9 protein-coding genes are annotated in these 13,129 nt (G+C 73.0%); 4 read left to right on the top strand and 5 right to left on the bottom strand.

Annotation, left to right across the window (positions count from 1 at the left end):
* Position 1: 1 nt before the first annotated feature.
* On the bottom strand, positions 2 to 2,155 hold the full coding sequence (locus ACWIX7_RS25390; protein ID WP_448619175.1) for a DEAD/DEAH box helicase: 2,154 nt from the start codon (positions 2,153 to 2,155) through the stop codon (positions 2 to 4).
* Between the two features lie 410 nt (positions 2,156 to 2,565).
* On the opposite strand from ACWIX7_RS25390, the gene ACWIX7_RS25385 reads away from it, so the two are divergent.
* The 3 genes from ACWIX7_RS25385 to ACWIX7_RS25375 all read left to right on the top strand — a co-directional run bounded on the left by ACWIX7_RS25385 (position 2,566) and on the right by ACWIX7_RS25375 (position 5,016).
* Complete coding sequence (locus ACWIX7_RS25385) at positions 2,566 to 3,495, top strand: NAD-dependent epimerase/dehydratase family protein (protein ID WP_448619174.1); 930 nt, start codon at positions 2,566 to 2,568, stop codon at positions 3,493 to 3,495.
* A complete protein-coding gene (locus ACWIX7_RS25380) occupies positions 3,492 to 4,415 on the top strand; it encodes an RNA polymerase sigma-70 factor (RefSeq protein WP_448619173.1) in 924 nt (307 codons plus the stop codon). Before ACWIX7_RS25385 ends, ACWIX7_RS25380 begins: the two co-directional genes overlap by 4 nt.
* Before the next feature lie 217 nt (positions 4,416 to 4,632).
* Positions 4,633 to 5,016, top strand: a complete 384-nt coding sequence (locus ACWIX7_RS25375; protein ID WP_448619172.1) for a DoxX family protein — start codon at positions 4,633 to 4,635, stop codon at positions 5,014 to 5,016.
* Between the two features lie 245 nt (positions 5,017 to 5,261).
* Here ACWIX7_RS25375 and ACWIX7_RS25370 read toward each other — a convergent pair whose 3' ends face one another.
* The 3 genes from ACWIX7_RS25370 to ACWIX7_RS25360 all read right to left on the bottom strand — a co-directional run bounded on the left by ACWIX7_RS25370 (position 5,262) and on the right by ACWIX7_RS25360 (position 9,868).
* A complete protein-coding gene (locus ACWIX7_RS25370; protein ID WP_448619171.1) occupies positions 5,262 to 7,199 on the bottom strand; it encodes a hypothetical protein in 1,938 nt (645 codons plus the stop codon).
* Positions 7,196 to 8,506: a ferritin-like domain-containing protein gene (locus ACWIX7_RS25365; protein ID WP_448619170.1), complete on the bottom strand. Its 1,311-nt coding sequence runs from the start codon at positions 8,504 to 8,506 to the stop codon at positions 7,196 to 7,198. The genes ACWIX7_RS25370 and ACWIX7_RS25365 overlap by 4 nt, the downstream gene beginning before the upstream one ends.
* A gap of 174 nt (positions 8,507 to 8,680) precedes the next feature.
* Positions 8,681 to 9,868, bottom strand: a complete 1,188-nt coding sequence (locus ACWIX7_RS25360; protein ID WP_448619169.1) for a S8 family peptidase — start codon at positions 9,866 to 9,868, stop codon at positions 8,681 to 8,683.
* Positions 9,869 to 10,167: 299 nt separating this feature from the next.
* Here ACWIX7_RS25360 and ACWIX7_RS25355 point away from each other — a divergent pair, with 299 nt between their 5' ends.
* Positions 10,168 to 12,138: a tetratricopeptide repeat-containing protein gene (locus ACWIX7_RS25355; protein WP_448619168.1), complete on the top strand. Its 1,971-nt coding sequence runs from the start codon at positions 10,168 to 10,170 to the stop codon at positions 12,136 to 12,138.
* Positions 12,139 to 12,190: 52 nt separating this feature from the next.
* On the opposite strand, the gene ACWIX7_RS25350 is transcribed toward ACWIX7_RS25355, so the two are convergent.
* Positions 12,191 to 13,126 carry a DUF4231 domain-containing protein gene (locus ACWIX7_RS25350; protein ID WP_448619167.1) on the bottom strand — a complete coding sequence of 312 codons (936 nt, stop codon included), beginning with the start codon at positions 13,124 to 13,126 and terminating at the stop codon, positions 12,191 to 12,193.
* Between the last annotated feature and the right edge of the window lie 3 nt (positions 13,127 to 13,129).

The raw sequence follows: 13,129 nt of genomic DNA, 5'->3' as shown, positions 1-13,129 counted from the left end.
GTCAGGAACCGGGGGCGTCCCCTCGTCCGGGCGAGGCCCGCAGCGCATCCGTCAGCAACGCGACCAGCGCCTCGACCTGCACGTCGACCGACGAGGAGACCTCCTCGTCGGACCCGTCCAACGCCCGAGCGGCGAGCCCCGCCTTGCTCTGGACCAGCTCGGCGATCCGGGCGTCGATGGTCTGGGTCGCGATGATGCGCCACGCGGTGACCGGCTCGGTCTGCCCGATGCGGTGGCTGCGGTCGATGGCCTGGGTCTGCTCCGCGTCGGTCCAGGAGAGCTCGGCCAGCACGATGTTCGAGGCCACCTGCAGGTTCAGGCCGACGCCGGCCGCGGTCAGCGAGCACACCGCGACGGCGACGTCCGGATCCTCCACGAAGGCGTCGATGTTCGCCTGCCGCGCCGTGGGCGTCTGGTCGCCGCGGATCGACGAGAAGCGGACCCCCTTCCGGGCGAAGGTCTCCTCGGCGGCGTCCATCACGTCGACGTGCCTGGCGAAGAAGACGACCTTGCCGGCGCTGCGGGCCAGCTGCGCCGCATAGTCCGCGGCCAGGTCGGCCTTCGCGAGGCCGATGCGCCGCACCATGGTGAACACGTTCTCGCCGGACTGCGCGGCCATCGCGTCCTTGAGCTCCGACCGGGCCACCCGGCGCACCAGGTCGAGGTCGATGCCCTCGATGACCGTGTCGGACGAGCGGGCCGCCAGCGCGGTCTCGTACCGGACTCTCATCCGGCGGGCGAGGTTCCGCTCGGCCGCCCGGATCGACCGGCCGACCGGTCCGTCCAGCTCGACGGGGAGGTCGGCGATGCGGCGGGCCGGGATGTCGGCGGCCACGTCGACCTTGCGGCGGCGCACGATGCCGAGGTCGATCACGCACTGGCGCGCCGCGGCGGAGAAGCCCCGGTCAGCGGGCGTCAGGCCGGTGTCCTCGAGCGCGTCCATCAGCTCGTCGAGGGGCTTGCCGGCGTCGATCCAGCCGAGGTACTGCCAGATCGTCCGGAAGTCCTCGATGTCGTTGATCAGCGGGGTGCCGGTCAACGCCATCAGCAGGGGTCGCGGGCTGCGGGACCGGATGCGGTCGGAGAGCGCGAGGACGTGCTGGGAGCGCTGGGAGGTCTTGTTCTTGATGAAGTGGGCCTCGTCCACGACCATCCCGCGGAAGCCGAAGTCGCCGAGCCAGCCCACGTGGCGGTCGAGCACCTCGTAGTTGACCACGACGACGTCGGCGAAGCCGTCGATCGTCTCGCCGTCGCCCTGGACCACAGTGGTCGGGCGGTGGTGGGTCCAGCGGGCCGCCTCACGGGCCCAGTTGGTCTTGACGACGTTCGGCACCACGACGAGCAGCGGGTAGGCGTTCGCCGCCTCCGCGGCGAGCAGTGCCTGGGCCGTCTTGCCGAGCCCCGGCTCGTCGGCGAGCAGGAAGGTCCGGTGGCCGGCAGCGGCAGCGGCGACCAGCTGCCCCTGGTGCGGCATCAGCTCCAGGCCCGCCGGGGTGAACCGCGCCGTCGGCGCCGGGAGCGCCATGCACGCCGGGGCTCCCCCACCGGCGCGCTCGAACGAGCTCAGCAGCGGGCCGAGCAGTTCCCAGCCGGCCAGGCGGCGCGGACGGGGCGTGCGCTGCGGAACGGCGGAGAAGTCGGGCGCGAGGAAGGGGTTCGCCAGCTGCCGGGAGATCACCGACTGCGGGACGACCCGCCGCTCGGTGCCGGCCGGAGTGGGCGCGGTCTCCTCCGGCGCGATCTCGTCCGGCGCCGGCTCGATGCCGAGGTCCCGCAGCATCTCCCGCTTGAGCGACCGGGCCGCGTCGGGGACGACGGCGTCCTCGGCGAGCAGCGCCAGCAGCCCGGCATCCCGGACGGCGGCCGTCGCCAGGATGGTCGCCAGGCCGTCCAGGCGCTTGAGCTGCTCGGCCCGACGACCGTCGCTGACGTCTTCGTCCGCCCGGATCCGGGCGCGCTCGTCGCGCAGCAGCAGGGCGACGGCATGGAACGTCGTGCGCACGGCAGGCGTCACGCGGCCGCGCTGGGCGGCCGCCTCGACCTCACGGACGGTGCGGGCGAGCACCGAGACGACGTCACCGCGGTGGTGGACGCGGCGCTGCTTCCGCGGGGCGGTACGGCGAGCGCCCATGTGGCGCTGGCCTGGTCGAGCCACAGACTCCTCCTCTGGATGCCGGGCACGGGTGCCGCGGCAGCATGCCGCACGGTCCCGTGGACAGGACGGGGGACGTCCCGAACGCAGGGCCTGGTGCTCTGTAGGCCGAGCCGGCGTCCGGATCTCCGAGGATCGACGCCGCTGGCCTGGGGTGGGCTGGTGACCACGGTACGGAGACGGTCGTCGGACGACCGGTCCGGTCCTCGTGGTCGGTGCCTCCCTCATGTCAACGCGAGCCCGGGCGCATGATTCCCGACCCGCGCCCCGCTGGACCGGAGACGGCCGGACCGGGACGGCTGGGCGGCGCTCTCATCGGCAGAGACGTGCGTCGGGACCTCGATGTCACAGATGCCCGGGGCCGTCTCGTCACTGGACTGAGAGCCGACCCCGGGATCAGGAAGGTGAGGGTCATGCGGGTGCTCGTGGCAGGCGGGACCGGGGCCGTGGGGCGGCGGCTGGTGCCGCAGCTCGTGGCCCGTGGCCACCAGGTGACCGCTACGACGACGGACCCGGGCAAGGTGGGCCTGCTGGAGCAGCTCGGTGCCGAGGGTGTCGTGATGGACGGGCTGGATGCGGTGTCGGTCGGTGGAGCCGTGGCGGCCGCCCGGCCGGACGCGATCGTGCACCAGATGACCGCGCTCAGTCCCACCCACGCCGGCAAGCCCGACATGAGGCACATGGACCGGTTCTTCGCCACCACCAGCCGGTTGCGCACCGAGGGGACCGACCACCTCCTGGCCGCGGCCGAGGCGACCGGCGTCTCCCATGTCGTCGCCCAGGGCCACGCCAGTTGGAACGGGATCCGCGAGGGCGGATGGGTCAAGACCGAGGAGGATCCACTGGACCCGGGCCCGCCGAGTATGCGCAAGGGGATGGCGGCGATGCGCCACGTCGACGACGTGGTCGTCGGAGCCGGTGGCGCAGTCCTGCGATACGGCGGGTTCTACGGGCCGGGCGCCAGCCATGACGTGGTCGAGCTCGTGCGCAGGCGGCAGTTCCCGCTCGTCGGGGGCGGCACCGGCTACAGCTCGTGGGTGCACCTGGACGACGCGGTGAGGGCGACCGTCCTGGCCGTGGAGCAGCAGGCGAAGGGCGTGTTCAACATCGTCGACGACGAGCCGGCGCCGGCCAGCGAGTGGCTGCCCCACCTGGCCGCGTGCACGGGTGCCAAGCGGCCGGTGCGGGTCCCCACGTGGCTCGCCAGGCTGTTGGCCGGGGACGTGGCGGTGACGATGATGACCGAGGGGCGCGGCTTCTCCAACGCCAAGGCCAAGCGCGAGCTCGGCTGGGAACTGCGCTATCCGTCGTGGCGGCAGGGCTTCGAGGAAGGGCTGGCGTGACCCGGGCCGAGGAGTTCGAGGAGCTGCGGTCGCTGCTGTTCGCGATCGCCTACCGGATCCTCGGCAGCGTGAGCGAGGCCGAGGACGCGGTCCAGGAGACCTGGCTGCGCTTCGAGTCCTCCCCGACACGACCCACGTCGACCAAGGCCTTCCTCTCGGCCGTCGTCACCCGGATCTCGATCGACGTGCTGCGCTCGGCCCGCGTGCGGCGGGAGGAGTACGTCGGGCACTGGCTCCCCGAGCCGCTGCTCGACGACCCCTACGAGGACCCGGCGCGCTCGGCGGAGTTGGCCGATTCGGTGTCGATGGCGGCCCTGTTGCTGCTCGAGCGGCTCAGCCCCCTTGAGCGCGCGGTCTTCGTGCTGCGAGAGGTGTTCGGGTTCGGCTTCCCCGAGGTCGCGTCGGCGGTGGGGAGGTCGGAGGCGGCGTGCCGCCAGCTCGCGGTGCGGGCGCGTCGCCACATGGACGCCGGGCGCCCTCGGTTCGAGGCCGACCGACGGGAGCGCGAGGAACTCGCCAAGCGGTTTTTCGACGCCTTCAGGGAAGGGGACGTGGACGGTCTGCGGGAGCTGCTGGCCGCCGACGTCCAGCTGGTCGGGGACGGCGGCGGGAAGGCCCCGCAGCTGGCCAGGGCCGTCGTCGGCGCCGCGAAGGTGGCCCGGCTGCTCGCCGCCATCGTCCCGCCGATGGCCCGGATCCACGTGACGTTCGAGCCGCACGAGCTCAACGGCCAGCCGGGCGCGATCTTCCGCGACCGGGACGGCAAGGTCCTCCACACCTGGACGCTCGACATCCTCGACGGGCGGATCCAGACGATCCACTCGCTCATCAACCCCGACAAGCTCGCGCACCTGGGTCCGGTGGCGGACGCCTGGGCCATCGCCCGCGAGGCGAACCAGGCTCGCCGGCGCACCGATTGACCCGAGACCGGAACGGGTCGGTGCGGAGTCCAGCACCTGCCAACTCCGGCGGGCCTGTCGAGCCCTCCCACATCAGGAGCTGCTCCGAGGACGTCGCTTCCTCCGGGCCGGCTGGGCGACCCCCGGCTCGACGGATCCGGTCGGGACCTCGTCCCACGACACCGTCACTGACCCTCGACACCCCTAAGCGGGAATCGAGATCGCAAGGAGAGACCTCATGGACCTCGCTCTGTGGATCACTGCCGGACTCCTGGCCGCTGTCTTCCTCTTCGCCGGCTCCACCAAGTTGTTCCTGTCCCGGGAGAAACTGGCCGAGGCTCCTGGCGGTGGATGGGTCCTGGACTTCAGCGCCGGCTTCGTCAAGGCTCTCGGAGCGGTCGAGATCCTGGGCGCCGTCGGCCTGATCCTGCCCGCCCTGCTCGGCATCGCGCCGGTTCTGGTACCGATGGCCGCTGTCGGTCTGGCGACGATCATGGTCGGCGCGGCGATCGTGACCTACCGCCGTCGAGAGTCCATCCACGTGCTGGTGGACCTGACCTATCTCGCCATGGCCGTCTTCGTGGCGTTCGGCCGCTTCGGCCCCGAGTCCTTCACCCTCTGACCGAGCGCGGTGCCTCCTGGATGGCGGCCTGAACTCCCCATGCGTCAGCTGGGACTGCACGGGTCCTGGTGTGCGCTCGGTGCCCAGGACGGCTCCACGCTCCGGGGAGCCCCGGACAACGTCCCCGTGCCCGCACTCGCCCTCGCCATCGGCGCCGGCGGCGCCCCGAGCCCGATGGAGACGACGGTCCTGCCGACAGTCGACGAGACCCGGGCGCTCCGCGCAGGGCTCAGGTCGTCCGGGGATCACCGAAGGGCACGCTTGTCGAACCGCTCACCGATGGGCGCGGTCCTCCGTCCACCCGATCCGTCCGGGCCCGGCTCGCCGAGGCCGGCGGCGAGGGGCTCCACCGGCCTCGCCGCGGTAGGCGGCTCGGGCGGCGGCATCTCGGTGGGCGTCGGTGACGTGAGCCGCAGCGTGCAGAACCGTCGCAGCAGGGTGCGCCGGCCCCGGGAGAGGTCGCGGGTGACCGGCATGTACCGGCTGCTCTCGAAGAGCGCGGGGTCGACCACCTCCAGGATGCGACGCGCGAACGTGCGCACCGCCGCGGCATCGGCGAGGTCGAGGATGTTGCTCATCCGCGGGGCGATGGCGTCGTACGTCGACAGGATGTTCGTGTAGACGAAGTCGAAGGTCAGCGCCTCGTCCGGAGTGGTCTCCTCGAGCTCGTCGTCGAAGGGGAGGGTGCGCACGCTGCTGAAGTCCGCGGTGGCGAGGGGCAACACCGCAGGGGGCACCGGGATGTCGCCCCCGTCGAACACGGTGTAGCCGAGATGCCGGTACCCGGCCTGCTCACCGCGGATCGGGAGGGACGCCGTGCCGTCCTCGGACACGGGGAGCACGGTCATGTCGCCGGAGAAGACGATGTCCTCCGCCTGCACGTAGGCGGCGACGAGGACCGACAGCGGACGCGACGGCCGCTCGCCACGCTCCCGGACACGGATCACCAGCCTCCGCGAGTCGTCCTGGTCGAGGTAGACGTTGCAGTCGTCGCAGGAAGCGGCGAACGCCTGCTCGGTCAGCAGTTCGGTGCGCCCGGTGGGTGTGTCCACGCGGATCAGGAGCCGGCCGCGCGACAGCAGGGAGGCGACGTCCGCGGAGCCGGAGACGTCCACGTCCACGATCCCGGCTCGTGCCTCGTAGGCACACCGGTCGTAGGCAGAGGGCTCGATCCGCCCGATCCCGACGACGTCGTCCTCGGTCTGCACGACGACCTCGAGCGGGCCGAAGTCCGCCTTCTCCGCGTCCCGGTCCAGCTCGGGAACCGTGTCGGCGAGGTCGAGGGACAACGTCTGCAGGCCGGGGTGGAACAGCGCAGCGGCCGGCCCTGCCGCCGCCAGTTGCCCCCCGGCGTTGCGCACCGGCACCGGTCCGGCGGAGAAGAGCCTGCGCCCCTCCGGCACCGACTCGCTCTCCCCGTCGAACCACACCCCGAGCGTGCCGACCACCAGGCTGTAGGCGGGGTTGGACACGGGCAGGCCACGCTCGTGCAGGCGCTGCAGTTGACCGAGGTCGGCCGCGGGCTCCAACTCGTTGAGGACCCCGTTCTGGAAGTACAGGGTCCGGTAGGTGCTCAGCCGCAGCACGAGGCCACGGGCCCGCGGGTCCTCGAGAGCAGCGGCCAGACCGGTGAGCAACGGCGACTCGCCGGTGCGGCGGACCTCGACGTCGGTCGTGGGGAACACCGTCTGCCAGGCCGCGGACGCACGACCGGCGAAGGGCAGCCGGATCAGGTTGCGGCCGAAGTTCAGCCACCGTGAGCTCATCCGGCGGCGGGGCCGGGCCCGGAGGTGCGGGCGCCCCGGGACGCCCACCGTGAGGTCGTCGAAGAAGAGCTGTGAGCAGATCCCGGTCGGGTCGATGTCGACCAACTTGCCGACGAGGCCGACCGGTGCGTCGCGGACGCCGTCGTCGAGCAGGTCCCCCCGGTCGCCCGGGGCGAGCGAACCGCCGCTGACGTGCGCCCCCTCGAGCGCACATCGGTGGGTACCGAAGTAGTTCCAGTCGCCCCGCTCCACCGTGCTGGCGGTCATCCGCTCGCGGAAGCACGCGACCCGCTCCCCCGGTGCCAGCCTCGCCCGGGCAGCCACTCCGTCGTAGACGGCCGGGTCGTTGTTCGACACGACCGGGTCCCACGACATCGCGCCGCACAGGTGCAGCCGGGGGAACGACAGGACGCTCATGACCGCCTCCCGGCCTCGTCGCGCTGCGCGGTCACGAACGCCTCGGCCGCCGCCAGCGACGCGGTGGTGCGCAGCCGGACGTCGTCCTCGGCGCTGCTGCTGCTGAGGCCCAGGGCGGCGAGCTGCGAGCGGGCGGTCGTGATCAGGTCCTCGTGGTGCGCCCACCGGTCGCGCGCCAGGTCGGGCAGCGCGAGGGTGTAGGGGAGCTCGAAGGGAGCGCCCGCCCGGCCCGCACCGTCAGCCGTGCGTGGCAGCGTGGTCAGGAACGGACCGACGTCGGCCAGGACGAACATCTCGTCGAATGCCCGGAGCGCCAGCCCGTCCGCGGTGGCGCTCGCTCCGGTGAGGAGGCCGTGCTGGAGCCAGGCCAGCAGCATGCGGTAGTGGTGGTTGAAGACCACCGCCCAGTCCCGGGCGTGGGGGTGGTCGATGCGCCCCTCGTCGTCGGCGCCGGCCGCAGGTCCCACGGTCGGCTGCGTCGGTACCTCGAGCGACGGCTCGTCGTCCTCGTCGACCGGCCAGTCGTCGAAGATGTCGACGAAGGCCAGGAAGTGGGAGTCGGCCACGGACCCCTCGCCCTCCCCCTGGTCCGCGACGTCGGCCAGGAGGCTCAGCGCGTCGGCCCGGCTGCGCACGGTGCGCAGGTACAGCGGGCCGCGACCCACATCGGCTCGGAACCGGGACGGCCGCGCCTGGAGGAGATCGGCCGTGTCCGGTCGGAAGACGTGGTCGGGGAGTCTGCCCTCGTCGCCGATCAACTCGCTCAGCCGGTTGTAGAGCGCGCCGACCCGGTTGACCGGCCCGCCGTTCGGCGCACCGGTGGCCAGGCGCACCGCTTCGGCGATCAGGCTGGGGTCCACACCGGACCGGGCGGGCATCTCGGCGACGACGTAGCGCGCGAGTGAGCTGCGACGCAGGCGCTCCAGGCGGAAGGGGAAGGGGTAGAAGCCGCTGAGGAAGGGGAAGTCCTCGCGATCGAAGTTCAGCGGACCGCCGACGAACCGCAGCAGGTTCTGCACGTCGATGAGGTGCGCCATCTCCTCTCGAGCTATCTGCACGATCCTCCGCCGCCAGCGCCGGACGCCGGCCGGCCCGTCCGGTAGGGACCAGGCCGCGTAGAGGTACTGGACCATCAACGCGTGCTCGATCTCGGCGGCCGTGTGCAACAGGAAGACCGCCTCGTCGCGGGGAGCCAGCTCGGGAACGACCTCGAGGGTCAGGTCGGCCTCCGCTGACGTGGCCGGCACGACCGCCATCTCGGCCGGCGCCGGTGAGGCGGCCGGGAAGCTCCGGGATCTGAAGACCATCGTCGCGCCGCGCCTCATGCGAACGTCCCCGATCGGCGACCTCGAGCGGTGAACCGGCAAGCCCCGCGAGGCTAGCGCGCGGGCCATCCCCGGCGAGGCCCTCACGCCGCGCGATCGCGGGGACCGGCGTCGTGCACGCCACGGCGGCTCCCGCCATGGCGTGCACCGTCGGGATCAGGGAGCCTGCACGAGGCCCAGACCACGGTCGGCCGGCTCCACGCCTGCCGCGAGGCCGTCGGTCGTCGCGGTCGCCAGGAGCTTGGCGAGGGTCACGCGGGCCGACAGGGGCACGTTCGACGCCGCCAGCTCCTCCCACCACAGCGCCGCCACCCCGGCCACGTGCGGCGTCGCCATGCTCGTCCCGCTCAGGGTGGTCAGGTCGCCGCCGGGCCTGGCCGACAGCACCTTCACACCCGGTCCGCTGACCTGCGGGAAGGTGTTGGAGAAGGAGGCCACCTGGAGCCCGCCGGAGCTCTCCCCCAGGGCACCGACCGACACCACGCCGTCGGCCGCCGCGGGGATGGACACGGCGATCTCGTAGTCGGGGTCGACGGTACGGCGGCTCTCGTTCCCCGCGGCCGCGACGAGCACGCACCCGCCGCCGAACGGCTCCCTGACCCGGACCATCGCCATCAGCGCGTCGAACATGCGCAGGTTGGCGCGATAGGCCTCCAGCGCGACGGAGGTGGCCAGGTCCGCCGGCCATCCCCGGCCGACGAGGTCCTCGACCAGCCCGGGGAAGTCGAAGCCCAGGGACATGGAGATGACCTGCGCGCGGTTGTCCAGCGCCCACTGGAGGCCGCGGAAGATCATCTGGGAGTCGCCGGCGCCGTCGTCGCCCACCACCTTGCCGATCAGCGCCCGGGTCACACCGGGAGCGACCCCGATCCGGGTGCCGTCCACCTCCCGGCCGAAGACGGTGCCGGCGCAGTGCGTCCCGTGTCCCTGCTTGTCCCCGTTCCCGGACCCCGAGAAGTCCACCTGGGTCAGCTCCACGCCGGTGAACGCCGGGTGCGACGCGTCGATGCCCGTGTCCAGGACGGCCACGACCACCCCCGCCCCGGTGCGCGACGACCTGTCCGCGCCGACGGCGGACACCCCCCACGCCGTCTCCGTGGCCTGGGGCGTGGTCGGGTCCTCAGGCTCGTCGACGGGGTGGACGAGCATCGTCGGCATGACCGGTGCGATGGCTCGTACCGCCGGGTCGCGGCCGAGCGATCGGACGTCGGACCTGTCCAGCCGCTCGACGTCGACCCGGAGCCCCACGGAGCCGAGGTCCGACGCGTTCCGCGACTCCCCTCCCCCGTAGGGCTCACCCGTGCTGGCGGCGGTCAGGTCCCGCAGAACGGTGTAGCTGCGCATGGTGCTCCCCCTCGAAGACATCCCCCGGTGTGTCGGTGGCCCGCCGCCGCCCTGCTGGAGACGAGCCGGACGACCAGCGCGCCCCAGGGTCAGCGACCGTCATCACCGGGCCGTCACGTCCTCGTGACCGCAGCGGTCTGGACGGTCCGCCGTGCCGGCGGCGGTGACGAGGCGGTGACGGGTTCGTGATGCGGCGGAGGGTTCCATCGCGGGACCGGCAGCGTGCGCGGCCGGCTCACCCCGCGGTGGGCCACACCGGTGGCTCACGCCCGTCGGTCCGCTCACCGAGGGAGCGCCACATGCTCGTCGTCCACGCCGGGAACCGCGTCGACGCGGAGGACGCCCAGGGGTCGGGCCGGTTCCCTCCAGGCCAGGTGGACGTGGTGCGCGCCAGGCTCAGCCGGATGCTGGAACACCTGCGCCCCGACGTCGTGGTCACCGCCGCCGCAGCGGGGTCCGACCTCCTGGTCCTGGAGGAGGCGCTGCGTCTCGGCGTCGCCGTCCACGTCGTGCTCCCCTCGGCTCGGGAGGTGTTCCGCGAACGCTCGGTGGCCGATCGCGGCGCCTCCTGGACGGCGGCGTACGACCGCGTGCTGGACGCCGTGGCCGCGGGAGGGAACGCCTGCGTCCTGGTGGAGCACGACCTGCCCGACACCACCGAGGGGTACCGCCAGGGCAACCAGGCCCTGCTCGACCATGCTCGGGACCTCGACGGCCGAGGGGAGACCCTCGCGGTGGCGGTGCGTCCACGGGTGTCGCAGGGTCCGCCCAGCATCACCGACGACTTCGTCGACCGCGCCCGGACCCAGAACCTGGCATGGATCGACCTCGACCCCGGCGTGCGGCCGGCGGACCAGCTGACCGCCTTCGTGGCCATGCCCTTCGGCAGGAAGCCGAGAGGCACCGGGTCCGTCGACTGCGACGAGGTCTTCGGCCGAGTGATCGTCCCGGCCCTGGAGGACGCGGACCTCCGGTGGCAGCGCGCGGACGAGGAACTGGACACCGGGCTCATCCACGTCGCGATGATCGAGCAGCTGGGCAACGCCGACGTGGTGGTGGTGGACACGGTCACCCAGAACCCGAACGTGTTCTACGAGCTGGGGGTGCGCCACGCGTTCGCAGACAAGACCACCGTGCTGCTCGGGCCCGTGGGTGACCCCCTGCCGTTCGACGTGCGCCCGATCCGGCACTTCTCGTACCGGCTGGACGGCGGGACGCTGGACGAGGCCTCCGCGTTGTCCGCCGTCCAGGAGCTGCGCGACGTGCTCGACCCCGACCGACTGCGAGACGCCCGCCGGGACAGCCCGGTGTTCGAGTTCTTCGAGCTCCAACGGCTGCGCCTGCGGGTCCGCGGAGGCGCAGGGGCCGGTCCGTCACGGAGCCTGGAGTTGCACCAGCGGGTGACGAAGGCGGTCAGGAGGCGGGACCTCGATGCGCTGCACACCCTGCTGACCGACGTGGGAGCCGCGCAGGTCGGCGCCGACCAGCAGCGTCAGCTGCTGCTCCGGCTCGGGGTCGCGCTGCGGGAGCTGGGCCGGTACGACGAGGCGATCGACGTCCTGCGATCGCTGGACCTCACCCCGGACGACGGGTCGTACCTGCTCTGGGCCCAGCAGCTCGCCCTGGCGCTGCGCCGCCGTGGCGAGCGCCGGCTCGAGACCGGGCAGGACCCCGAGGAGCCGTGGAGGGCCGCCCAGGAGCTGTTGGACGAGGCCGTCGCGCTGGGGGACGACCCGGAGACCTGCGGCATCGCGGCAGGACTGCAGAAGCGGCGGGGGCTCCGTGCACTGGACGGCGGCGACCGGCTCGTCGCGGCCCACCACCTGCGAGCGGCGGCGGACCTCTACGAGCGGGGCTTCGCGGCAGCGCCCACCGACTACTACACCGGGCTCAACGCGGTGACGACCCTGCGCATCCTCGCCCAGCACCTCGGAGGTTCCGCCGGCCAGCTCTCCCGTGCCCTGGAACTGGCCCCGGTCGCGCAGTTCTTCGCCGAGCGAGCGGCGACCGGAGACGACTTCTGGGCCGTCGTCAGCGTCGCCGAGCTGGTCCTGACCCGGCACCTCCTCGACGCGGGACCGACGGCGCTGGACGTCGAGCGCGCCTACGTCCGGGCCACCGTCGATCGCGGGCCCACACCGGACCAGGCGCAGGCGGTGCTCGACCAGCTGGAGCTCTACCGGCGACTCGGGGACGGGGAGGACCTGATCGACCGCATCGAGGCCCGCGTGCGCCCCTTCCTGGCGGAGGGTGCCGTCCCGTCCGGCTGACGGCTCCGCCGAGCCGGGTGCCGAGCACGCGGTCATCCCCCGGGGAGTCGCCCTACCCACCCGCCGGCTCGGGGCTCAGCAGGTCGGTCCAGCCCTGGTTCTGGGCAGCGAGGACGCGCTCCACGTCGGCGACGAACCGGGCCTGCTCATCCGGTGTCGCGGAGGGCTGGTCGAAGCCGGCGACGAGGGTCTCGAGCTCGTCGGCGGTGGCTGCGTAGGACGCCGCGACGTCCTGGTGCCGGGTCGCGGCCAGATGCGCGCCGAACACGGCGGCGATCGTCGTCGCTGCGGCCGTCCAGGTGGACAGGCGCCAGGAGGGGACGAACCCGGTGACGGCCGCGAGGACCACGCCCACCCCGGTGGCGACGAGCTGCCAGGCGCGGATGTGCCTGGCCCGCCGAGCGTGCCGGACGCTCTCGTCCCTGTGCCAGGTCGCCTGGCCCTGCGCGCGGGCGGTCACGTACTCGCCGACCGTGCGCACCTCCGGGAGCGGGCGGTCGTCGACCGGCACGTCCTGCTGGTCGACCAGGAGAGCGGCCGCCCGGGTCCGCACCACGTCCAGCTGGGCCCGGAGCACCTGGGACCGATCCGCCTGCGCGTAGGGCGCGACGCGCAGGAGATAGCGGTGGGTCTCCGCCTTCAGCGCCTCCGAGGCCGCCCGGGCGTGCGTCCAGCGAGCGGTCTGCTCGGAGTTCAGGAGATGGGCCTGGAGGTACCCCGCGAGACCCAGGGAGACGGCCGCGACGACGGCCGACCCGGTGGCGACGCGTGCGGCCAGCCAGGTCTGCGCCGCCAGCGCTCCCGTGAGTGCACCGAGCACCAGCAGCCCGAGGTTCCACAGCCGCCACCTGTCCAACCGCCTCCTCGCCGCCTCCGCCGCGACGGACCACTGCCGGTGTCGGCGCCAGACGAGGTCCAGGAGTCGGTCCGTCGCCGGTGCCGGGCCGTTCGCCGCGGTCACGTGGGGCTCCACGGTCTCGGCGTCCATCGC

The sequence above is a fragment of the Geodermatophilus sp. URMC 65 genome (assembly GCF_053502545.1).
This window is presented reverse-complemented; position numbering and strand designations above follow the sequence as displayed.